Consider the following 23,056-nt stretch of genomic DNA (forward strand, 5'->3'; position numbering starts at 1 on the left):
GAGGCGCGGGTTTTGCCCGCGCCTTTTTTCTATTCCATCTTGAGGACGCTCCAATGAGCCGTGATGCTGTTAAAACCCTTTTCCATCCCTTTGCCGCAGAGATGCTCGACTTGCCGAAAGAGGGCGAGCGCGTTCTGTTTCTGGGAGCGGAAGCCGGCCCGCGGCTAGACGGTTTTAACGCTGACATCGTCTCGGTTCAGAATTTTCGACCGCTTTACCGGGCTCTTCAGGCGCAGAACGCAGAGGTCACGCCGGATATTTCCGGCGAGGACTACGATGCGGCGTTGCTGCTTTGCGGCAAACATCGCGGCGAAAACGAAAACCGCGTCGCTGAAGCGCTCTCGCGCGTCAAGGCGGGTGGGTTGATCGTGGCGGCGGGATCGAAGGAAGACGGCATTCTGACGCTGCGCAAGACGCTGGCAAAGCTTGGCATCGAGGCGGAATCGACGCCGAAGTACCACGGCGTCGCCCTCTGGTTCAAACGGCCGGAAGACGTTGCATCTGCCGTGTCGAAACTCGCGCAACATTCCGTTACGGTTGCTGGCCGTTTCACCGCCATGCCCGGCATGTTCTCTCATGACCGCGTGGACGATGGTTCGGAGCTGCTCGCGTCGCGCCTGCCGACCGACTTCGACGGCAACGCCGCCGATTTCGGCGCAGGCTGGGGTTATCTCTCGGTCATGCTGGCGGAAAAATCGCCGCGCACGGCGCGTATCGATCTTTTCGAAGCGGACTGGAACGCGCTCGAATTCGCCAAGACCAATCTTCTTGAAAACAATCCGCGACTGACGGCGCGCTTCTTCTGGCAGGACCTTGCAAACGAGCCGCCGAAAGAAAAATACGACCTCATCATCATGAACCCGCCTTTCCACGCGGCAGGACAGGCGGCAGAACCCGCTCTCGGTCAGGCCTTTATCAAGACGGCTGCCGGCGCGCTTCGCAACGGTGGAAAGCTGCTGATGGTCGCCAATCGCGGCATGCCCTATGAGCCGGTTCTGGCGGCGGAATTCCGCACCAGCGCCGAGGTATGCCGCAACGCGCGCTTCAAGATCCTGAGCGCCCAGAAGTAAGCAATTCGAGCATCATCAGCTCAACAGCCATGCCCACAGCGACACGGAAAGAACACCGGTCGCCGTGGAAATGCTGATGGTGGAAGCCGCAACGCTGTGGCCGATGCCGAAGCGGTTGGCGATCAGCCATGCATTCACCCCTGTCGGCACCGACGAGGTGAGCACGAGGGCAGCTGTCCATTCCCGGCTGAGGCCGAGAGCATGGCCCATGGCCCACACGCAGGCGGGCAGAAGCAGCAGTTTGAAAACCGTCATGGTGACGGCAATCCCCAGATTACCGCGAATGGTGTATTTCGTCAGCGCCATACCGAGCGAGATGAGCGCTGCCGGTCCCGCCATGGACGCGATCTGATCAACCACGGTCTTGAGGATGGGCGTGAGCGTCACGCCTGAAACATTGGTCGAAAGCCCGATGAAAAGTCCGATCACCAGCGGATTTGTGATGAGGTTGCGGCCGACCTGCCTGAAGACAGAAGCCATGCTGCGCTTTTCGCCGCCCACCGCCTTATGAGTGGCGTTCTCCATCAGGATGGTACCGGCAATCATCATGACCGGTAGATGGATGGCCAGCAGAATGGAGAGGGCGACCAGCCCCTCATCCCCGATGGACCGCCCGACGAGCGGCAGGCCGATGAAGATATTGTTGGCAAAGGCCGAGGATATGCCGGCTATGACGGCGATGCGACTATCCTGCTTGAAGATGTACCGCGTGACGATATGCCCAACCGTCCAGGTTACGGCCACGCCGGCGAAATAGGTCAGCCACAGCCGGAAGGGCGATGCGCCATGAAAATTCGCCTCCGCAAGAGTGCGGAAGATCAAAGTCGGCACGGCGATCTTGAACACGAAATCGCTGAGAATCTCACCGGCATCAGCTCTGAACAAGCCGGCCTTGACGGTGAGCCAGCCGATCAGGATAAGAATGAAAATCGGAGCGACGTTCGCGGCAACGGCAGACATGGAGGGAGAGCTTTCGCGGCTTTTGCGGGAGATACTCCGCTTTAGAGCCTTTTCCAAGGGAATGGAATCGCGAAAACGCTGCACCCAGATGTTTCATTCAATACGCGACGTAGCTCCGTCAGGTATTTTTGCAGAAAGCCCCTCAAAACCGGTCACTGGATCAAGTGGCGCTGCGGTCGGTTTTTCGAGTACCGTCTATAATGAAAACCCGCTTGCGGCGCTCTAGAAAGGGGCGCAGCAAAGGTGGACCAAAAGAAAAAGCGGGGTTTCCCCCGCCTTTTGTCATATCCGTTATACGCCGTCAGTACATCCGTGACGGAGATAACGGGTGAGCCAGAAGACCTCATGTCTTCTATTCTGGTCCGTATTCACGCACCGTTTGCTCTGATCGGAGTGATAGCTTAACCACATTACAGGCACATGACGCGTTTCTGTCTCTGGTGGAGAACCGCATATTTTCCCTTTGGGCTTTTCTTGCCGCCAGAATTGTTTAAGACCGTTCGAAAATGTGCACCCTGCAAACCGGATAGGGCCTATGACGAAATTCGACGTACTGACTGTCGGCAATGCCATCGTCGACATCATTTCCCGTTGTGATGATCGCTTCCTCAATGATAACGCCATCACCAAGGGCGCGATGAACCTCATCGACGCGGAGCGGGCCGAACTGCTCTATTCGCTGATGGGACCCGCGCTCGAGGCCTCCGGCGGAAGTGCGGGCAACACGGCGGCGGGCGTGGCGAATTTCGGTGGCAGGGCGGCTTATTTCGGCAAGGTGGCCGAAGATCAGCTCGGCGAAATCTTCCAGCACGATATCCGCGCGCAGGGCGTCTATTTCGAAACGAAGCCGGAAGGCACGTTTCCGCCGACTGCCCGCTCGATGATCTTCGTCACGGAAGACGGTGAGCGCTCTATGAACACCTATCTCGGCGCCTGCGTCGATCTCGGTCCGGAAGATGTAGAAGAAGACGTCGTGGCGAACACGAAGGTCACCTATTTCGAAGGTTACCTGTGGGATCCGCCGCGCGCCAAGGATGCCATTCGCGATTGCGCCCGCATTGCGCATGAGAACGGCCGTGAAGTCTCCATGACGCTTTCAGACAGTTTCTGCGTAGGCCGATACCGCGAAGAATTTCTCGACCTGATGCGTTCCGGCACCGTGGACATCGTTTTCGCCAACAAGCAGGAAGCTCTCTCGCTCTATGAAACCGACGATTTCGAGCTGGCGCTGACGAAAATCGCTGCCGATTGCAAGATCGCAGCGGTAACGATGAGCGAAGAAGGCGCCGTTATCCTGCGCGGCACGGAACGCGTGAAGGTAGAAGCCTATCCGGTGTATGACGTGGTCGACACAACGGGTGCCGGCGATCTTTTCGCCGCCGGCTTCCTGTTCGGTTACACGCAGGATCGGTCTCTGGAAGATTGCGGCAAACTCGGCTGCCTTGCTGCTGCCGCCGTCATTCAGCAGGTCGGGCCGCGTCCGATGTCATCGCTCAAGGCGCTGGGCGAGAAAAACGGCCTTATTTAAAGGCCTCGCCGGGATAAGCACCCCAGATTTCACCCTGCGACACCCAGCCTGAGGCCTGACCGGCCTCGGCGCGGCACCAGTCGCCGTTGCATTCACCGATCCTGAAGACGACACCCGGCTCCAGCCGGGCGATGACGGAGGCGCCCGATTGTGCGTCGCGGCGCATGTTCACGTAGACATCCTTGCCCTTGCCGCGCATCCACGGCGCGGCGACTGCCGTGCGCTCACCGGAAAGCAGCGCCTGGTTAACCCAGCCTTCCGTGCCATCGGCATCGCGGATGCGCCGCCAGTTCTCATATTCCTGAATGATTTCAACCGGCATTCCCGATTTCATATACATCCAGGAAACGGCATAATCCGTGCTGGGTCCGATGCGCATGTTGACGCGCTTGGATTTCAGGCTGACAAAACGCGGCAAAGGCAGGCCGCTTGCGCCTTTGGCAGCGCCTTGCGCCATGGCCTCGTTCGCCACACCAAAGAGGCCCAGAGACAATGCAATGCAAACCATAGAAACCACACTGCGCATGCCCATTTCCGTTTCCTGCCTTCTGCAAACCGGATTAAATTCGAGGAGGCTCGTTTCCACACGCCTCAAGCTTCGGCGAGTTTTATTTGTCTTCGCCGGTGGGTCTGGTAGAAACGCCCTGATTGAAAGAAATTATCGCTCTTTCTGGTTAATGACTTCTGAACAAGGCAGCGGCAAACGATGACCCACAAGAAGAGACCGACAGTCTATATCACCCGCAAATTGCCTGACGTCGTCGAAACCAGAATGCGGGAACTCTTCGATGCCGAACTGAATATCGACGATACGCAGCGCCGCGAGGAAGAGCTTGTGGCCGCCATGCAGCGGGTCGACGTTCTGGTGCCGACGGTCACGGACCGCATCACCGCTGCCATGATCGAGAAAGCAGGGCCGCAACTGAAGCTGATCGCCAGCTTCTCCAACGGCATAGACCATGTGGATGTGGACGCGGCCGCCCGAAAGGGCATCACCGTGACCAACACGCCCAATGTGCTGACCGAAGACAGCGCCGATATCACCATGGCGCTGGTGCTGGCCGTGCCGCGCCGTCTGATCGAAGGCACGCGTGTGCTTGCCAATGGCGCCGACGAATGGCTGGGCTGGTCGCCGACCTGGATGCTGGGACGGCGCATTTCCGGCAAACGCATCGGCATTGTCGGCATGGGCCGCATCGGTACGGCAGTTGCGCGGCGCGCCAAGGCTTTCGGCCTCTCCATACACTATCACAACCGCAAGCGCGTCAACCCGGCGACGGAAGCGGAGCTTGAGGCAACCTATTGGGATAGCCTCGACCAGATGCTGGCGCGGGTGGATATTGTTTCCGTCAATTGCCCCTCCACACCTGCGACCTATCACCTGATCTCGGCACGACGGCTCGCGCTGATGCAGCCGACAAGCTACATCGTCAACACGGCGCGCGGCGATATCATCGATGAGGCGGCAATGATCCAGTGCCTGCGCGACGGAAAGATCGCCGGAGCCGGTCTTGATGTCTACGAGAACGAGCCGGCAATCAATCCCAAGCTCATCAAGCTCGCGAGAGAAGGGAAGGTCGTGCTGCTTCCCCATATGGGCTCGGCAACGATCGAGGGACGCATCGAGATGGGTGACAAGGTTATCATCAACATCCGCACGCTTTTCGACGGACACCGACCGCCGAACCGGGTGCTGCCGGGGCGGAACTGAACCGGTTCAGACAAGCCGTGTCTGCTCGTGACGTGGGAGGGAGAAGCAGGCTTTTAAGCGGATCAAAAATTGAGCCGTCTCAGCCGAGGAATTTCGTCATTTCAATCGAAGTCGTGCGGTCGTAACCCGGATGGGCGTTTTCAGCGGTTTTGATGAAACCCCAGGCGGCGAATTTCGCGTGATTGCCGACAAGCTCGATGCGCGTTTCCAGCCGCAGCGCCGGTAACGCCGATTCGCGGGCCAATGCTTCGGCCCGTTCCAGAAGCATTTTGCCGATGCCTTTGCCCTGCGCTTTCAGGGAGACGCACAGCTTGCCGACGTAAAGGCAGGCCGGTGGTTCCTGCCGGCAAAACAGGCAGCCAACAATCTCATCACCATCCAGCGCCACGAAAGCGGTCTCCGCTCTCGCCTTCTCCGCGAGATTTTCGAGCGTCAAACGGTGAGCGGACGATGGTGGGTCGATGACACCGTCCATATAGGCGAAGGACGACATGATAAGGGCAAGCAGCTCCTGCCAGCGCTCGAATTCTTCGCCAATCCTTGTGATCTCGGTCATGTTTTTTTTCCAGCAGGGCGGCGCTTGTAACGCACGGTTTCGAAGCGGGCCGACAGGGCGTCATAGAGAAGCAGGCGGCCGACCAATGGCTCGCCGGCAGCGGTGATCACCTTGATGGCCTCCATGGCCATGATCGTGCCGATCACGCCGGTCAAAGCGCCGACGATGCCCGTTTCCGCGCAATTCGGAATAAGCCCCTGCGGCGGTGGCTCGGGAAACAGATCGCGATATCCCGGCAGCAGATTACCATCGGCACCCGCCTCATAGGGTTTCAGCACCGTTACCGAACCATCGAAACGGCCGACAGCGCCCGTTACCAGCGGCCTTTTAGCAGCCTCTGCGGCATCGGCAGCGGCATAACGTGTGTCGAAATTATCAGAACCGTCGATAAGGAGATCGAAGGATGGCAGATGGGTGTGCGCCCAGACCTGCGAAAAACGCTCCTCAAAAACAAGGGTACGCACATGCGGGTTGAGCCGGGCGATGGCTGCGCGGGCGCTTGCCGTTTTCAGCTCACCGATCGTGCCGGTATCGTGGATCACCTGCCGCTGGAGATTGGACAGGGAGACCACGTCGTCATCGATGAGGCCAAGCGTGCCAACACCGGCTGCAGCAAGATAATGAAGGACAGGCGCGCCGAGGCCACCAGCCCCGATTACCAGCACCCGCGCGGCCTTCAGACGCTGCTGCCCGGAACCGCCGATTTCCGGCAAGAGAATATGGCGCTTGTAGCGTTCGATTTCGTCAGGGCTCAGCGGGTCCATGTCGCACTCCATTTTTTCGCTGTCATGCCGTGATGCCCCCGTGGGAAACATTGAAGAATTGCGCCCTGTTGCCAAGGGCGGAGAACATTGCCGCATCCGTTCCGGTCATGAAACTCTGACCACCGAGCGCGTGAATGAGATCGAACAGAGCCGCCCGCCTGCCCTCATCCAGATGCGCGGCAATTTCGTCGAGCAGCAGAACCGGCGCATGGCCGGTCATGTTGGCGGTGAGCTGGGCATGCGCAAGCACCAATCCCACCAGCAGCGCCTTCTGTTCTCCAGTCGAGCAACGCTCTGCCTCCATGTTCTTTTCCGCATGGCGCACGAACAGATCGACACGGTGCGGTCCATCAAGCGTGCGGCCTGCCGCCGCGTCTCGATACCGGCCTTCGCGCAGCATAAGCCTATACTCGTCTTCCAGATCGACAGCCGGCCGGTTGAGCGTGTCGTCCATGAAACCCGAGAGCGCCAGCGCTGCAGAGGGGAAGGCAGCATTGCCGGAACGGCCTTCGATGAGGCTCTTCAAAAGACCCAACATTTCATAGCGCGCGAGCGCCATGGAAATGCCGAGTTCCGCCATCTGCTTCTCGATACCGTCCAGCCAGACCGGATCGAAGCGGCCTTCCGAAAGCAGACGGTTGCGGCCGCGCATGGCCTTTTCGAAGTCGCTTGCCCGCCGTCCATGCGCGGGATCGAGCGAGAGCACCAACCGATCGAGAAAACGCCGGCGATCCGAGGATGAACCGGTAAAAAGCCCATCCATGGCAGGCGTCAGCCACAGCACCCGCAGATGATCCGTCAATTCATCGACAGACTTCACCGATGTCCCGTTCAGCCTCAGGCGGCGCGACACTACCTCGCCGTCACCCTCGATCCCGGTTCCGATGGCGACCTCGCCGTCCATGCCGTCGACATCCGCAAAAATCGAAAAACCGGCGGCCTCCGCCCCCACTCGCGTCACATCGGACAGGGTGGCGCGGCGCAGGCCCCTTCCGGGCGACAGAAACGAAACGGCCTCCAGGAGATTGGTCTTGCCGGAACCGTTGTCACCCGTCAGCACCACGTGGCGGTCATCCAGCGCGAGCGACGCCGCCGCATAGTTGCGGAAGTCCGTGAGTTTCAGCCGTAAAAGCGACACCTTATTCGTCATCTGTACGGCCTAAAACGAACATAGCTGGATAGCAAGGTGGGGAATGCGTCGTCCGCATTGAACATAATGCAACCACACCGCAATCCAGTCTCCAGTAGCAACTTTTTGAGCGGCCGGTTATTTATGCGTGGTCCCTCATTATCGGTAACCCCATCCATGCGCCTGATTTTTTCGCTCCTCCTCGCTCTCAGCCTTCTTTCATCCTGCGCGGGCAGGCCGGGGGCGGATGTGTTGCAGGCCATAAACACCAAGACCACCGATACGAAAATCGTGACAGCCTATGTGGCGAGCACGCGGGAGAAAAACAACGAGGCCAAAAAGGGCTTTAGCGCAGGGCGGGCAGCTGAGCTGAATTATGCGCGCTTCGACATTTCCATTCCTCCCAGCCATAAAAGCGGAAATATCGAATGGTCCAAAGGCAAGCCGAACCCGAGCAAGGATTTTGTCGTCACCAAAGCCGATATGCTGACGAAAACGCGTTTCAATTCCGATCTTGGCGACGTCACCCGCTCCGGCAAGCAGATCGCGCTTTTTGTGCATGGCTATAATTACAGCTATCAGGAAGCCTTGTTCCGTGCGGCACAAATGGCAGCCGATGCCAATATGGATGGTGTGCCGCTGGTCTTTTCCTGGCCGTCCCAGGCGAGCGTCACCGGTTACGTGGCCGACAAGGAATCAGCGACCTATTCGCGAGACGCGCTGGCCATGGTGCTGACCGACCTTACCAGGCAAACACCGAAAAAAAGCATTGTCGTGTTCGGTCACAGCATGGGCGGCTGGCTGGTCATGGAAGCGCTGCGACAATTGCGCTTCGAAGGCAGGAACGATGTGCTTTCCAAACTACAGGTAGTGCTGGCCGCGCCGGATATCGACGCCGATGTTTTCCGCAAGCAGATCGAGGTGGTGGGAAGGCTCAATCCGCCGCTCACCATTCTCGTCTCCAAGGACGACCGCGCCCTGAAGGCGTCCTCCATCCTCGGGGCCGACGTCACCCGCATCGGCGCGCTGGATGTGACCGATCCTCAAGTGCAGGAAGCCGCCCTGAAAGAGGGCGTTCAGTTCGTTGACATCTCCAAGCTCAAGGCATCGGATCCGCTCAACCACGACCGCTATGCGGCACTCGCGTCGCTGGTGCCACAACTGGAGGCGAGCCGGAACGGCAACGGCGAAAACGGCATAGGTCGCGCGGGTGCCTTTGTGTTCGATGCTATCGGGGCAACAGTATCCAGCCCTTTCCGGCTTGCGAGCCAGGTCGTGAACCCGCAATAACTTTTGCGGGTTCTTGGCGACAAGCGGTTCAGAAATCCCAGTCTTCGTCTTCTGTGGCGACCGCCTTGCCGATGACATAAGAAGAGCCGGAGCCGGAGAAGAAGTCGTGGTTCTCGTCGGCATTGGGAGACAGCGCCGAGAGGATCGCAGGATTGACCCGGCAAGCCTCGGGTGGAAACAGCGCCTCGTAACCCAGATTCATCAAGGCCTTGTTGGCGTTGTAATGCAGGAACTGCTTGACGTCTTCCGTCAGGCCAACGCCGTCATAGAGGTCTTGGGTATATTTGGCCTCGTTGTCGTAAAGCTCGAGCAAAAGATCGAAGGCGAAATCCTTGATCTCCTGTTTTTCCGCTTCGCCCAGACGTTCGAGCGCGCGCTGGAACTTGTAGCCGATGTAATATCCATGCACGGCCTCATCGCGAATGATGAGACGGATCAAATCGGCCGTGTTGGTAAGCTTGGCGCGACTTGACCAGAACATTGGCAGGTAGAAGCCGGAATAGAACAGGAAGCTCTCCAGAAACACGCTGGCGACCTTCATTTTCAACGGATTTCCGCTATCATATTCGCGCATGATGAGCGCGGATTTGCGTTGCAGGAATTCGTTCTCCTCCGACCAGCGATAGGCGTCATCGACGTCAGGCGTGGAGCAGAGCGTCGAGAAGATCGAGGAATAGGAGCGGGCGTGGACCGCCTCCATGAAGGAGATGTTGGAAAGCACCGCCTCCTCGTGCGGCGTCGCCGAATCCGCCATCAGGCGCACGGAACCGACGCCGTTCTGGATCGTGTCCAGCAATGTCAGCCCGGTGAAGACGCGGATCGTCAGGGTCTGCTCTTCCGGCTTCAGCGTTCCCCAGGACGGGATATCGTTGGAGAGCGGCACCTTTTCCGGTAGCCAGAAATTCGATGTCAGGCGATTCCAGACTTCGAGATCCTTGTCATCCTCGATGCGGTTCCAGTTGACCGCGCGAATACGGGACGCGGGTTTTACGGCAATGTTCATTGTCTTGTCCCTCAATTCAGAGCGTGCAGGATACGCAGCCCTGAACCTGCGTGCCTTCCAGCGCCATCTGGCGCAAACGGATGTAGTAGATGGTCTTGATGCCTTTTTTCCAGGCGTAGATCTGCGCCCGGTTGATATCGCGCGTCGTTGCCGTATCGCGGAAGAACAGTGTCAGCGACAGGCCCTGATCGACATGCTGAGTGGCCGCCGCATAGGTATCTATGATCTTTTCCGGACCGATTTCGTAGGCATCCTGATAATATTCGAGATTGTCGTTCGAAAGGTAGGAAGCCGGATAATAAACACGGCCGATCTTGCCTTCCTTGCGAATTTCAATCTTCGAGACGATGGGATGGATCGAGGAGGTCGAGTGGTTGATATAGGAGATCGAGCCTGTGGGCGGCACGGCCTGAAGGTTCTGGTTATAGAGGCCGGTCTCCATGACGGCCTGCTTCAACGCTTTCCAGTCCTCCTGTGTCGGAATGGAAATGCCGGCTTTCTCAAAAAGGTCGCGGACCTTTTCCGTCGCGGGCAGCCATTCCCGGTCGGTATATTTATCGAAGTAGTCGCCCGAGGCATATTTGGAGTTTTCAAAGCCCTTGAAGCTCTGGCCCCTTTCAGTGGCAAGGCGATTGCTGGCGCGGATGGCGTGATAGGTCACCGTGTAGAAATAGATATTGGTGAAATCGATGCCCTCTACGGAGCCGTAGAAGATGCGCTCGCGCGCCAGATAGCCATGCAGGTTCATCTGACCAAGCCCGATGGCGTGGCTCGCATCATTGCCCTTTTCCACGGAAGGGACAGACGAGATGTGGCTCATGTCAGAAACGGCCGTCAGCGCCCGGATGGAGGTTTCGATCGTCTTGCCGAAATCAGCCGAATCCATTGCTGAAGCAATGTTGAGCGAGCCGAGATTGCAGGAAATATCCTTGCCCATATGGCTGTAAGAGAGATCGTCGTTGAATTCGCTCGCCTCGCTGACCTGTAGGATTTCCGAGCAGAGATTGCTCATGCTGATACGGCCGGCGATCGGATTGGCGCGGTTAACCGTATCCTCGAACATGATATAGGGGTAACCGCTTTCGAACTGGATTTCTGCGATGACTTGGAAGAACTCGCGTGCCTTTATCTTCTTCTTGCGGATGCGGCTGTCGGCGACCATTTCCTGATATTTTTCGCTGACGGAAATCTCGGTAAACGGCACGCCATAGACCCGCTCAACATCATACGGCGAGAACAGGTACATATCCTCGTTGTTTCTCGCGAGTTCGAAGGTGATATCAGGGATCACCACGCCGAGCGAAAGGGTTTTGATGCGGATTTTTTCGTCGGCGTTTTCGCGCTTGGTATCGAGGAAACGCATGATGTCGGGGTGATGGGCATGCAGATAGACCGCGCCAGCGCCCTGGCGCGCGCCAAGCTGGTTGGCGTAAGAGAACGAATCTTCCAGCAGCTTCATGACGGGAATGACGCCGGAGGACTGGTTTTCGATCTGTTTGATCGGCGCGCCGGCTTCGCGAATATTGGTCAGGGACAGTGCTACGCCACCGCCACGCTTGGAAAGCTGCAATGCTGAATTGATGGACCGGCCGATGCTTTCCATATTGTCTTCCACACGCAGCAGAAAACAAGAAACCAGTTCACCGCGGCTTTTCTTGCCCGCGTTGAGAAAGGTCGGGGTTGCCGGCTGGAAGCGGCCGGAAATGATTTCATCCATCAGATCGCGGGCAAGCTGCTCGTCGCCACGCGCCAGAGCCAGCGCCACCATGCAGACGCGGTCCTCATAACGCTCCAGGTAACGCTTTCCGTCGAAGGTCTTCAGCGTATAGGACGTATAATATTTGAAGGCGCCGAGAAATGTCGGAAAACGGAACTTTCTGGCATAGGCCTCGTCGTAGAGGTCACGGACGAAATTGAAGGAATAGTGGTCCAGCACCTCCTGTTCGTAATATCCCTCGGTCACGAGATAATCGAGCTTTTCCCTGAGATTATGGAAAAACACCGTGTTCTGATTGACGTGCTGAAGGAAATATTGCCGTGCCGCAAGGCGGTCCTTGTCGAGCTGGATCTTCCCGTTTTCATCGTAGAGGTTCAGCATCGCGTTCAGCGCGTGATAGTCCAGTCCCGCGTCCAGGTGTTTCGGCGCGCCGGTTACTTGTTGTTTGGCATCCGTGTTGCGCACCGCGCTCGAGGTCAGCGTGTCCAAAATCGTTCCAATCCATGATTGACGTTGGCGACATCTTCCTCCGTGCCGAGAAGCTCGAAGCGGTAGAGAAACGGCACCGCGCATTTACGCGACACGATATCTCCGGCGGATGCGAAAGCTGCGCCAAAATTCGTATTTCCCGCCGCGATGACGCCGCGAATGAGATTTCGGTTTGAGGGCTCGTTCAAAAACCGGATAACCGGTTTCGGTACCGCTCCTTTCATGCCGCCGCCCCCATAGGTGGGGGTGACGAGAACATAGGGCTCCGACACGTGAGTAACGTCTTCCTCGGCGCCGAGCGGCAGGCGAAGCAATCGTCGCCCCAGTTTCTGAAGGAAGCGATGAGTGTTCTCAGACCGGCTGGAATAATAGACAATCAGCCCCATCGCATCGCCTCCTCAGCTGATCGAGCCAATCATGTCCGGACGGAAACCCGCCCAATGGCGTTCGCCCGCAACGACCACGGGAACCTGCATGTAACCAAGGCCGCGAACGCGATCGAGGGCATCCGCATCTTCGGAGATATCGACGATCTCGTAGCTGACACCGATGCGGTCAAGCGCACGATAGGTGGCAGTGCACTGGACGCAGGCGGGTTTGCTGTAAACGGTGACGGTCATTGTTTCCTCTTTCGAAGCCGCTTTTACGCACGGCTCAACATTGCCCGCCTGCAATCACAAGCGGGTGGCGATGGTTCTGTCATTCTGGCGAGGCGCGCGGCTCAGGCCGCGTAAGATCTCTGTCTACACCGACGAGCGTAGAAACTTATAAAAATGCACTGGCATGACTTCACCCCGAAGCTTGTTCTGGAGGGGGCAGAAAAGGGCGCACGCAATTCATTTGCGTCATACACCTTCCTTCCGGACACCCCGCCCGTGGACGTTTTCGCTCAAGGCAGGTCTCCTGACTTGCGGGTCAAAACATCCATTCCCACCTTCCCGGAGCTTTTAGCGCCAGTGGCTCAAATCGGAACGATGCTCACCGCTTACAGTTGCGGGGGCAGTTTCGGCATTGCTTCACCATAATGGTGTTGCGCACCGAATTCCCGTCTTAGCTCCCGACGCTTGCGAATCGAAAGAACCTTGAACACCACATATAGTATATGAGGAATTTTTTTCGTCAATAATTAGACATGCGAAAGCCCCACCCTGTGGATCAAAAAGATTCAACACATGGTCAACAAAGGCTTAACGGTGAATGTTCGATGCCGCCTACGGACGGAAGCGGCGGGTTATTTCCAGATATCGATGCGAATATCGGCGGGGCGTGAGTTTTCAATCACCCGCTTTCCGTTGGGAAGATCATTTTCGAACAGTTTGGCGTGAATCTCGGTCGCATCGAGACCATAGCCCTGCCATCTATCCCGCAGGCGTTCCTCGAGCACCGCAACGGATGGGCCTACGAAGACGGTAAGATCGAAGCTGCCGGAAAGCTTCGTCCACGGCGCCTCGTTCAACAGCAGATAGTTGCCTTCGGCAAGAATGAAGCGTGTTTCTGGCGCGATGGCGCGAGCGGAGGCAATGGCAATTTCGCGGGAGCGGTCAAAAACCGGGACAAGAACTTCCTGCCCGCCCTGACGAACTGCGGAGACGATATCAAGAAAGCCGCGCACGTCGAAGGTCTCCGGTGCGCCTTTTCGCGGCAAGAGCCCCCGTTCTTCGAGAATACCGTTATCCATATGGAAGCCGTCCATGGGCAGGACAGCCGCAGCCTCGCCGCGCGCCACGAGGGCACCGCACAGGGCATCCGCCAGCGTGGATTTGCCGGCCCCAGGGGGACCGGCAATGGCAATGATAAAACGAGATTTATCCTCAGCCCGCCGAAGAACGTCTTCGACGATCGTTTCAAGCTTCAACGTCATGCGGCCAGCGTTTCCTTTGGCGCTTCCTTGGCGCCCGTCATGAAGGCGACGGCGTCGGACATGGTATAGTCCTTCGGATTGATGACGCACAAACGCTTGCCCAGCCGATGAATATGAATCCGGTCAGCAACCTCGAAAACATGCGGCATGTTGTGCGAGATGAGAACGATCGGTAGCCCTCGCGCGCGTACATCCAGAATAAGCTCGAGAACGCGGCGGCTTTCCTTGACGCCGAGCGCCGCTGTCGGTTCGTCAAGGATGACGACCTTGGAGCCGAAGGCGGCTGCACGCGCCACCGCAACACCCTGGCGCTGGCCGCCGGAGAGGGTTTCCACCGCCTGATTGATGTTCTGGATCGTCATCAGGCCGAGTTCAGAGAGTTTCTCGCGGGCAAACTTTTCCATCGCCGGACGGTCCAGTGCCCTGAACAGGCTTCCCTGAATACCGGGTTTGCGGATTTCACGGCCGAGAAACATATTGTCGGCTATGGACAATGCGGGAGACAGCGCAAGGTTCTGATAAACGGTTTCGATACCAGCCTTGCGCGCCTCGATCGGCGAGCGGAACTGTACCGGCTTGCCTTCCAGCCTGATCTCCCCTTCATCGGGTGTCACCGCACCGGAAATCGCCTTGATGAGAGAGGATTTTCCAGCACCGTTATCACCAATGACGGCGAGGATTTCGCCCGGATAAAGGTCAAAATCGGCATTGTCGAGCGCAGTCACACGACCGTAGCGTTTAACGAGATTGCGTGCTGTGAGGATAGGTTCTTTTGCCATCAGCCTGCTACCTTTCTGATCCACTGGTCGATTGCGACAGCCAAGATGATAAGGACGCCGATCAACAGATAGGTCCATTGTGGGTCTGTTCCGATAAGTCGCAGGCCGAGAGAGAAGACACCGACGATCAGCGCGCCGAAGATCATGCCCATGATTGAGCCGCGTCCGCCAAACAGCGATATGCCGCCGATGACCACTGCGGTGATGGATTCGATGTTGGCGAACTGACCGGCGGTAGGCGATACCGAACCGATGCGGCCGATGAGAGCCCAGCCCGCGAAGGCGCAGATAAGCCCGGAAAGTGTGTAGACGGTCGTCAGCATGCGCTTGACGTTAACGCCGGCAAGTTCGGCTGCGTCAGGATCATCACCCACTGCATAGAGATGTCGACCCCAGGCGGTGCGGTTCAGCACATACCAGAGCAGGGCAACCAGCAGAACCATCGCAATGACGCCATAGGTGAAGACGGCGCTGCCGATGCGGACATTGTTGCCGAAAAACTGGAGAATGGGCGCCTGTTGGACGATATCCTGTGAGCGGATCGTTTCGTTGGCCGAATAGAGGAAATTGGTGGCCAACACGATCTGCCACATGCCCAGTGTAACGATGAAGGGTGGTAGCCGCATGCGCGAAACCAGCACGCCATTGATAAAGCCACAAAATGCGCCGACTGCGAGACCGCAGATAATCGAGAGTTCGGCAGGCAAACCATAGCGGAACGTAAACTGTCCCATGACGACGGAGGACAGGACCATGATCGCACCGACCGAAAGATCGATGCCCGCAGTCAGAATGACCAGCGACTGTGCCGCGCCGACGATGCCGACGATTGCCACCTGCTGAAGGATAAGGGTCAGCGAAAAGGCCGAGAAAAACTTGCCGCCCAGGGTCATGCCGAAGACAGCCAGCGACAACACCAGAACGATCAGCGGTACGGCCGCCGGGCTGGAATGCAGAAAGTGCTGGAATTTTTCAAGCAAACTCTTGTTGTGCGTATCGAAAGCAGCGACCTGGGTCGAACTTCCCGACAGCACTTTTTCAAATTCATTATGCGGTTGAGCCCGCACTGGCTGATCGCTCATGGATTTTCCTCCCGATCGCTCCATCGCATCAGCCCCGAACCCGGGATTATTTTCCAGAGGGGACAATGCGTAGATTCAAACTGTTGAGAAGCGTGCCTCAGTTACGTCCACGGACGCCGGGCGCGCTCGTTTGTTCCTGTCCGATCACCCAGATCGTTCTTTTTAACCATTCCGGTTCAAGGGCGGGGGCAAATTGCCCCCGCTGATTTCAACGGTGAAGTATCAGCCCCAGCACTTCTTCAGGCCTTCCTTGGTGTCGATCGAATCGAGACCCTTGACCGGCTTGTCGGTTACCAGCGTTACGCCGGTGTCGAAGAAGTTCTTGCCTGCGGTCGGCTTCGGCTTTTCACCGGTGTCGGCAAACTTCTTGACGGCTTCCACGCCGAGTGCCGCCATCAGCAGCGGGTATTGCTGAGACGTTGCGCCGATCACGCCTTCCGCAACGTTCTTGACACCAGGGCAACCGCCATCGACGGAAACGATCAGAACATCCTTTTCGCGGCCGACGGCTTTCAGCGCTTCGTAAGCACCGGCAGCTGCAGGTTCGTTGATGGTGTGAACGACGTTGATGGTCGGATCCTTCTGCAGCAGATTTTCCATCGCAGAGCGGCCGCCTTCTTCGTTACCGTTGGTAACATCATTACCAACGATACGCTTGTCGTCTTCATCACCAATCTTGTTGATGTCCTTCACGTCGATGCCGAAGCCCTTCATGAAGCCCTGGTTGCGCAAAACATCAACGGTTGGCTGGGAAGGCGTGAGGTTGAGGAAGGCGATTTTCGCGTCCTTGGCCTTGTCGCCGAGGGTGCCAGCAGCCCATTTGCCGATCAGCTCGCCGGCCAGAAGATTGTCGGTAGCGAAAGTGGAGTCAGCGGCATCAACGGGTTCGAGAGGTGTATCGAGGGCGATGACCAGAAGACCGGCATCGCGCGCCTTCTGCACGGCCGGAACGATGCCCTTGGTGTCCGATGCGGTAATCAGGATACCCTTGGAGCCATCGGCAATGCATGTCTCGATCGCGGCAACCTGGCTTTCGGAATCGCCATCGATCTTGCCGGCATAGGACTTCAGCGTCACGCCAAGTTCTTTAGCCTTGGCGGTGGCGCCTTCCTTCATCTTGACGAAAAAGGGATTGGTGTCGGTTTTGGTAATCAGGCAAACCGAAGTATCGGCGGCGGACGCGACGGACGCGAAAGAAACGCCGAGCGCTAGCGCGCCCAGAAGAGCGGAAACAGTCGTCTTCATTGTAATCCTCCCATTGAATGTTTGAGTACCGTGACGGTTACCCGACGATCTCGTCTCCTCCGAGAACAGCGACCGTTGACACAGATGGAACCACCAAAGGAAACGGCTGTCAATAAATAAATCCGATTGAATTATTAATTCCGTATGGCATTCTAACAAGCGGCAGGGAGGAATATCGCCGCGTCGTTTAACGTTGCGATAGCAAGATTGCCATAAAGCCTGCATGTATCGGTCGCGGCGGATATGGCGGGCGGGAGGATGAAACTATGAGACAATCTGTCGAGACGGCGCCGCCCGCGCCGTCCACCAACATGGATATGAGCGGCGGCGCCAACCAGATCGGGGTGCGTGCCTATAACGAGCGGCTTGTGCTGTCGCTGGTTCGCCGCCACGGCGGCTTGTCGAAAGCCGAAATATCCAGGCTTTGCGGTCTCTCGGCGCAGACCGTCTCGGTCATCATGCGCTCGCTCGAAAGTGACGGTCTTCTTATTCGTGGCGAAAGACTGCGCGGCAAAGTCGGGCAGCCTTCGACGCCGATGCGCCTCAATCCCGATGCCGTCTTCTCGTTTGGCGTGAAAATCGGCCGTCGCAGCGTCGATCTGGTGCTGATGGATTTCGTCGGCCGGATCAAGCTGAAGCTCCGCAGAACTTACCCCTATCCTATGCCGGAATGGATTTTGCCATTCGTCATCGAGGGTATCACGGAACTCGAATCCAAGCTCTCTCCGGCCGAACGGCAGAAAATTGCCGGTGTCGGCATTGCCGCGCCGTTCGAATTGTGGAACTGGGCGCAGGAGGTGGGCGCGCCGCAGAATGAGATGGAGCGCTGGCGCGACGTCGATATCCGCTCCGAAATTGCGAATGGCGTCAGCTATCCGGTTTTCCTGCAGAACGATGCGACCAGTGCCTGCGGTGCAGAACTGGTTTTTGGTGCAGGCCAGAACTACCCCGATTTTCTCTATATCTTCATCGGATCCTTCATCGGTGGCGGTGTCGTTTTAAATTCCGCACTGTTTTCCGGAAAGACGGGCACCGCCGGTGCAATCGGCCCCCTTCCGGTTCAGGGGCAGGACGGCAACACGGTCCAGCTTCTGAAAATCGCCTCCATCTTCGTTCTGGAAAACATGTTGCGCGAACGCGGCATCGATCCCCGTCCCCTGTGGTTCTCGCCGGATGAATGGATCGATTTCGGCGAGCCGCTGGAAAGCTGGATCGGAAAAACGGCCGCGGCCCTTGCGCAAGCCGTCATCGCTGCAGCCTCCATCATCGATTTTTCCAGCGTCATCATCGATGGCGGTTTTCCGGATTGGGTCAGAGCAAGAATAGTCTCCGCCACCCGCCTTGCCCTCAAACATCACGATCTTCAGGGTGTTACGCTGCCAGAAATCATCGAGGGAGCGGTAGGCAGCCAGGCCCGGGCTATCGGGGGAGCGAGCCTGCCCCTGTTTTCCCGTTATCTCATCGACCAGAATGTTCTCTTCAAGGACACAACAGGCTGAGGTTTCAGGCCCTGCCGAAATTTCCTGGCGGGACTCTTTGCCGGATTCAAATGGTCACTCGCTGGCGGCATGTTCCATGATAGCCGCCAGAAAAGCAGGGCCGTATCGTTCCAGCTTTGTGTCTCCCACTCCAGGTATCTGCGCCATTTCCCCCACAGAGGCCGGTCTTGCTGCCGCAAGCTCAATGAGTGTCTTGTCGTGAAAAATCACATAGGGCGGAACGTTCTGTGCGCGGGCAATTTCCATGCGCTTCGCACGCAGCGCCTCAAAGAGGCTGCGATCGGCATCCGGTAGAACAATGGCGGTGGGCTTGCGATTCGTCTGTTGTCGCGCCGAACGGGGAGCGGTCGGTATCCTCAACATCAGGGACGGCTTTTCGCGCAGGAACCGCCTCCCTTCTTCGGAAATGGACAATCCCCCGTGACCGGCCAGATCAACCTCGATCAGGCGCAGCGCAACCATCTGGCGCAGGATGGCCCGCCAGGTGCGATTGTCGTGCTCTTTGCCGATGCCGTAGGTCGTGATCCGATCGTGACCAAAGCTCGATATCCGTTCATCTTCCATGCCCAGCAATACGCGGATGACATAGGCCTGGCCGAAACGTTCTCCCGTGCGGTAAATGCAGGACAGCAACTTCTGCGCGGCAATGGCACCATCAAACAGGTCCGGCGGTTCCGCACAGGTGTCGCAATTGCCGCAGGGCTCGCAACGATCGCCGAAATAAGACAAAAGCACCCGCCGACGGCAACCGGCTGTTTCCGCGAGACCAAGCAACGCATCGAGCTTCCGGCGCTCCATGTTTTTGCGCTGGTCGCCCGCATCCGACTCTTCGATAAAGCGGTTGCGCAATGCGATGTCTTCATAACCGTAAAGCATAAGCACGTCGGACGGCAGACCATCACGGCCGGCACGGCCGGTTTCCTGATAATACGCTTCGATGCTGCTGGGCAGATCGATATGCACGACGAAGCGCACATCCGGTTTGTCGATGCCCATGCCAAAAGCCACGGTTGCAACCATGATGACAGCTTCACCATGCTGGAAGTGGGTCTGGTTCGCCTCGCGGGCGGCCTTGTCCATGCCGGCGTGATAGGGAAGCGCATCGCGCCCCTCCTCACGCAGCCAGGCTGCCGTCTCATCGACCTTGCGTTTGGAAAGGCAATAGACGATGCCGCTTTCGTCCTCGCGACCCGTCAGGAAGCGCTTCAGCTGCGTACGTGGATTATCCTTTTCCATGATCGCATAGCGGATATTTGGCCGGTCGAATCCGGCTATGAAGGCGTCGCTTCCGTTGATTCCGAGATGACCCAGAATTTCGGCGCGGGTTGGCTCGTCCGCAGTCGCCGTCAGCGCCATGCGTGGCGTATCCGGAAAGCGCTCGATCAACGTGTCTAGCTGGCGGTAAGGGGGACGAAAATCGTGCCCCCACTGCGATAGACAATGGGCTTCGTCGATCGCGATCAGCGACAGGCTGATAGGTTGAAGCGCATCCAGAACATCCGGCTTGAGAAGGGTCTCAGGCGCGGCATAGAGAATATCGACCTTGCCAGCCCGCATATCCTGCCAGAGTAGCCGCCGCTCTTCTGGGGAAAGATCGGAGTTGAGAGCTTCTGCCCGCACACCTGCCTGACGCAAGGCGGCGACCTGATCAACCATCAGCGCGATCAGGGGCGAAACAACCAGCCCCATTCCCTTACGGGCGAGCGCCGGAATCTGGTAACAAAGCGACTTCCCGCCCCCTGTTGGCATCAATACAAATGCATTGTTGCCTGCCATCACATGCCGGATGATTTCGGCCTGCTGTCCACGAAACGTATCGTAGCCATAGACGGTCTTGAGAATCTGCAAGGGGTCGGTGATCACGTTGGCTTTCTTATGAGCTGGGCAGTGTGTACATCATGGCCAAATCAGGGGCTATCGCAACGCAGAAAGGCTGAATCAGTCCCATAAAAAAGAGCGCCAATTGTGGACGATGCGAACTTATATTGGTTTGGATGTTATTTGAGGTATTTTGCAAAAGGAAAACCCCGCAGCTTAAGCTACGGGGTTTTTGTGAAGATGGTTGCGGGGGCAGGATTTGAACCTGCGGCCTTCAGGTTATGAGCCTGACGAGCTACCGGGCTGCTCCACCCCGCGTTACCAGCGTAAATCCCTATGCCTGCGGCCTTCAGGTTATGAGCCTGACGAGCTACCGGGCTGCTCCACCCCGCGTTACCAGCGTAAATCCCTATKGGATTTATCGCGACCAGCGTAAATCCCTATKGGATTTATCGCGACTGCATCACAGGGACGCTGTGATGTATAGTTCCGGAGCAAATTGCCGAAGGCGATTTGTCTCCTTTAAGGGACGCACGTTGCGTTTTCCTTATGTTTTCATGTTCCGCAATGCAAAAAGGCCGCTTTGAGCGGCCCTTTGTATCGGCTGGGCCGAAGAGTTTGCTTGAGAAGATATTTGTTGCGTTTTGCAGACCTGGCAGCGACCTACTCTCCCGCGTCTTGAGACGGAGTACCATTGGCGCTGGGGCGTTTCACGGCCGTGTNTGAGAAGATATTTGTTGCGTTTTGCAGACCTGGCAGCGACCTACTCTCCCGCGTCTTGAGACGGAGTACCATTGGCGCTGGGGCGTTTCACGGCCGTGTTCGGAATGGGAACGGGTGCAGCCGCCCCGCGATAACCACCAGGTCGGCAAAACGCAACACAGTTCATGTTTTCACATGAGTGTTGTTTCGAGAAGCTGGGAAGCTTGCGCTTCATTTAATTTAACACGTCTTTCTGCGACCCWTCCCGTATGTTTGCCATACAGACCAGAGGTCGTCGCGCCCTGTGGCGCGGCCCGTCCGGAGCGCTATGCGCGTCAGGACAGAACAGATGATGYTCATCTTTGATGAGCATGAACAATGGGAACGAAGAAGTCGATCGAGCTATTAGTAACGGTAAGCTTCACATGTTGCCATGCTTCCACACCCGTCCTATCAACGTGGTCGTCTTCCACGGCTCTGATAGGGAACACTCGTTTTCAGGTTGGTTTCCCGCTTAGATGCCTTCAGCGGTTATCCATTCCGTATATAGCTACTCTGCTATGCCCTTGGCAGGACAACAGATCCACCAGAGATACGTCCATCCCGGTCCTCTCGTACTAGGGACAGATCCTGTCAATATTCCTACACCCACGGCAGATAGGGACCGAACTGTCTCACGACGTTCTGAACCCAACTCACGTACCGCTTTAAATGGCGAACAGCCATACCCTTGGGACCTGCTCCAGCCCCAGGATGCGATGAGTCGACATCGAGGTGCCAAACAACCCCGTCGATATGGACTCTTGGGGGTCATCAGCCTGTTATCCCCGGCGTACCTTTTATCCGTTGAGCGATGGCCCTTCCACACGGGACCACCGGATCACTATGACCGACTTTCGTCTCTGCTCGACTTGTCAGTCTCGCAGTCAGGCGGGCTTATGCCATTGCACTCGACGACCGATTTCCGACCGGTCTGAGCCCACCATCGCGCGCCTCCGTTACTCTTTCGGAGGCGACCGCCCCAGTCAAACTACCCACCATACACTGTCCCGGATCCGGATAACGGACCGCGGTTAGACATCCACGAAGATAAGGGTGGTATTTCAAGGATGGCTCCACAAGAACTGGCGTCCCTGCTTCAAAGCCTACCACCTATCCTACACATGCCTTGGCGAATGCCAGTGTAAAGCTATAGTAAAGGTGCACGGGGTCTTTCCGTCTGACCGCAGGAACCCCGCATCTTCACGGGGAATTCAATTTCACTGAGTCTATGTTGGAGACAGCGGGGAAGTCGTTACGCCATTCGTGCAGGTCGGAACTTACCCGACAAGGAATTTCGCTACCTTAGGACCGTTATAGTTACGGCCGCCGTTTACTGGGGCTTCAGTTCAGAGCTTGCACCCCTCCCTTTAACCTTCCAGCACCGGGCAGGCGTCAGACCCTATACGTCGTATTGCTACTTCGCAGAGCCCTGTGTTTTTGATAAACAGTCGCTACCCCCTGGTCTGTGCCACCCCATCATACTTGCGTAAAATGGGGTCACGCTTCTTCCGAAGTTACGCGTGCAATTTGCCGAGTTCCTTCAACATAGTTCTCTCAAGCGCCTTGGTATACTCTACCTGACCACCTGTGTCGGTTTCGGGTACGGTCTATACGGTGGAGCTATTTCCTGGAACCTCTTCGCCGCACATTCAATCCAGTAAGAATGTACAACACACGAGATCCGTCACTACCACCAGGCCCACGAATATTAACGTGGTTCCCATCGACTACGCGTGTCCGCCTCGTCTTAGGGGCCGGCTAACCCTGCTCAGATTAACTTTAAGCAGGAACCCTTGGTCTTTCGGCGAGGG

19 protein-coding genes, 1 tRNA gene, 2 rRNA genes and 1 riboswitch (1 of these 23 running past the window's edge) are annotated in these 23,056 nt (G+C 57.2%); of the genes, 5 read left to right on the forward strand and 17 right to left on the reverse strand.

The window, feature by feature from the left end; all coding sequences use genetic code 11:
- Positions 1 to 53 precede the first annotated feature (53 nt).
- On the forward strand, positions 54 to 1,070 hold the full coding sequence (locus tag ASD46_RS06665) for a class I SAM-dependent methyltransferase (protein WP_003514275.1): 1,017 nt from the start codon (positions 54 to 56) through the stop codon (positions 1,068 to 1,070).
- 15 nt (positions 1,071 to 1,085) lie between these two features.
- On the opposite strand, the gene ASD46_RS06670 is transcribed toward ASD46_RS06665, so the two are convergent.
- Positions 1,086 to 2,030, reverse strand: a complete 945-nt coding sequence (locus ASD46_RS06670; RefSeq protein ID WP_013635221.1) for an AEC family transporter — start codon at positions 2,028 to 2,030, stop codon at positions 1,086 to 1,088.
- A gap of 535 nt (positions 2,031 to 2,565) precedes the next feature.
- On the opposite strand from ASD46_RS06670, the gene ASD46_RS06675 reads away from it, so the two are divergent.
- Complete coding sequence (locus ASD46_RS06675) at positions 2,566 to 3,558, forward strand: adenosine kinase (RefSeq protein WP_003514270.1); 993 nt, start codon at positions 2,566 to 2,568, stop codon at positions 3,556 to 3,558.
- On the opposite strand, the gene ASD46_RS06680 is transcribed toward ASD46_RS06675, so the two are convergent.
- Positions 3,551 to 4,084: an SH3 domain-containing protein gene (locus ASD46_RS06680; RefSeq protein WP_003514268.1), complete on the reverse strand. Its 534-nt coding sequence runs from the start codon at positions 4,082 to 4,084 to the stop codon at positions 3,551 to 3,553. The two genes, ASD46_RS06675 and ASD46_RS06680, sit on opposite strands and share 8 nt — an antisense overlap.
- 180 nt (positions 4,085 to 4,264) lie before the next feature.
- On the opposite strand from ASD46_RS06680, the gene ASD46_RS06685 reads away from it, so the two are divergent.
- Positions 4,265 to 5,269 (forward strand): 2-hydroxyacid dehydrogenase, encoded by a 1,005-nt coding sequence (locus ASD46_RS06685; RefSeq protein WP_003514267.1) that lies wholly within the window; start codon positions 4,265 to 4,267, stop codon positions 5,267 to 5,269.
- 79 nt (positions 5,270 to 5,348) lie between these two features.
- Here ASD46_RS06685 and ASD46_RS06690 read toward each other — a convergent pair whose 3' ends face one another.
- From ASD46_RS06690 to recF, 3 genes are read right to left on the reverse strand one after another with little or no spacing between them, the layout of a single operon-like run.
- On the reverse strand, positions 5,349 to 5,825 hold the full coding sequence (locus ASD46_RS06690; protein WP_025592009.1) for a GNAT family N-acetyltransferase: 477 nt from the start codon (positions 5,823 to 5,825) through the stop codon (positions 5,349 to 5,351).
- Complete coding sequence (locus tag ASD46_RS06695) at positions 5,822 to 6,589, reverse strand: molybdopterin-synthase adenylyltransferase MoeB (RefSeq protein WP_013635218.1); 768 nt, start codon at positions 6,587 to 6,589, stop codon at positions 5,822 to 5,824. Before ASD46_RS06695 ends, ASD46_RS06690 begins: the two co-directional genes overlap by 4 nt.
- A gap of 22 nt (positions 6,590 to 6,611) precedes the next feature.
- The gene (gene recF / locus ASD46_RS06700; RefSeq protein ID WP_025592007.1) at positions 6,612 to 7,739 is read right to left on the reverse strand and encodes a DNA replication/repair protein RecF; all 1,128 of its coding nucleotides are present in this window, start codon (positions 7,737 to 7,739) and stop codon (positions 6,612 to 6,614) included.
- A 156-nt stretch (positions 7,740 to 7,895) separates the two neighbouring features.
- On the opposite strand from recF, the gene ASD46_RS06705 reads away from it, so the two are divergent.
- Positions 7,896 to 9,008, forward strand: a complete 1,113-nt coding sequence (locus tag ASD46_RS06705) for an alpha/beta hydrolase (protein WP_025592005.1) — start codon at positions 7,896 to 7,898, stop codon at positions 9,006 to 9,008.
- 28 nt (positions 9,009 to 9,036) lie between these two features.
- Here the strand turns inward: ASD46_RS06705 and nrdF are convergent, their stop codons facing one another.
- The 8 genes from nrdF to ASD46_RS06745 all read right to left on the reverse strand — a co-directional run bounded on the left by nrdF (position 9,037) and on the right by ASD46_RS06745 (position 17,184).
- Entirely contained in the window at positions 9,037 to 10,011 is a 975-nt protein-coding gene (gene nrdF / locus ASD46_RS06710) for a class 1b ribonucleoside-diphosphate reductase subunit beta (protein ID WP_003514262.1), read from the reverse strand.
- Positions 10,012 to 10,027: 16 nt separating this feature from the next.
- Positions 10,028 to 12,217 carry a class 1b ribonucleoside-diphosphate reductase subunit alpha gene (gene nrdE, locus ASD46_RS06715; protein ID WP_076843880.1) on the reverse strand — a complete coding sequence of 730 codons (2,190 nt, stop codon included), beginning with the start codon at positions 12,215 to 12,217 and terminating at the stop codon, positions 10,028 to 10,030.
- Positions 12,205 to 12,603: a class Ib ribonucleoside-diphosphate reductase assembly flavoprotein NrdI gene (gene nrdI, locus ASD46_RS06720; protein ID WP_025592000.1), complete on the reverse strand. Its 399-nt coding sequence runs from the start codon at positions 12,601 to 12,603 to the stop codon at positions 12,205 to 12,207. Before nrdI ends, nrdE begins: the two co-directional genes overlap by 13 nt.
- Positions 12,604 to 12,615: 12 nt before the next feature.
- Entirely contained in the window at positions 12,616 to 12,837 is a 222-nt protein-coding gene (gene nrdH, locus ASD46_RS06725; protein WP_013635213.1) for a glutaredoxin-like protein NrdH, read from the reverse strand.
- A 255-nt stretch (positions 12,838 to 13,092) separates the two neighbouring features.
- Positions 13,093 to 13,317, reverse strand: a riboswitch (cobalamin riboswitch).
- A gap of 131 nt (positions 13,318 to 13,448) precedes the next feature.
- Complete coding sequence (locus tag ASD46_RS06730; RefSeq protein WP_025591998.1) at positions 13,449 to 14,078, reverse strand: nucleoside triphosphate hydrolase; 630 nt, start codon at positions 14,076 to 14,078, stop codon at positions 13,449 to 13,451.
- Complete coding sequence (locus ASD46_RS06735) at positions 14,075 to 14,857, reverse strand: ATP-binding cassette domain-containing protein (RefSeq protein WP_013635211.1); 783 nt, start codon at positions 14,855 to 14,857, stop codon at positions 14,075 to 14,077. The genes ASD46_RS06730 and ASD46_RS06735 overlap by 4 nt, the downstream gene beginning before the upstream one ends.
- Positions 14,857 to 15,939 (reverse strand): ABC transporter permease, encoded by a 1,083-nt coding sequence (locus tag ASD46_RS06740; protein ID WP_013635210.1) that lies wholly within the window; start codon positions 15,937 to 15,939, stop codon positions 14,857 to 14,859. Before ASD46_RS06740 ends, ASD46_RS06735 begins: the two co-directional genes overlap by 1 nt.
- 222 nt (positions 15,940 to 16,161) lie before the next feature.
- Positions 16,162 to 17,184, reverse strand: a complete 1,023-nt coding sequence (locus ASD46_RS06745) for a sugar ABC transporter substrate-binding protein (RefSeq protein WP_025591994.1) — start codon at positions 17,182 to 17,184, stop codon at positions 16,162 to 16,164.
- A 266-nt stretch (positions 17,185 to 17,450) separates the two neighbouring features.
- On the opposite strand from ASD46_RS06745, the gene ASD46_RS06750 reads away from it, so the two are divergent.
- Positions 17,451 to 18,683, forward strand: coding sequence for an ROK family transcriptional regulator (locus ASD46_RS06750; protein WP_025591993.1), 1,233 nt, complete (start codon positions 17,451 to 17,453; stop codon positions 18,681 to 18,683).
- A 54-nt stretch (positions 18,684 to 18,737) separates the two neighbouring features.
- Here ASD46_RS06750 and recQ read toward each other — a convergent pair whose 3' ends face one another.
- From recQ to ASD46_RS06770, 4 genes are all read right to left on the reverse strand, one after another.
- Positions 18,738 to 20,546, reverse strand: a complete 1,809-nt coding sequence (recQ, locus tag ASD46_RS06755; protein WP_025591991.1) for a DNA helicase RecQ — start codon at positions 20,544 to 20,546, stop codon at positions 18,738 to 18,740.
- 196 nt (positions 20,547 to 20,742) lie between these two features.
- Positions 20,743 to 20,819, reverse strand: a tRNA-Met gene (locus ASD46_RS06760).
- 432 nt (positions 20,820 to 21,251) lie between these two features.
- Positions 21,252 to 21,366 (reverse strand): 5S ribosomal RNA (gene rrf / locus ASD46_RS06765).
- A 221-nt stretch (positions 21,367 to 21,587) separates the two neighbouring features.
- Positions 21,588 to 23,056 (reverse strand): 23S ribosomal RNA (locus ASD46_RS06770); it runs 1,338 nt beyond the window's last position.

It is taken from the genome of Rhizobium sp. Root491 (genome assembly GCF_001427205.1).
Taxonomy (GTDB): domain Bacteria; phylum Pseudomonadota; class Alphaproteobacteria; order Rhizobiales; family Rhizobiaceae; genus Agrobacterium; species Agrobacterium tumefaciens.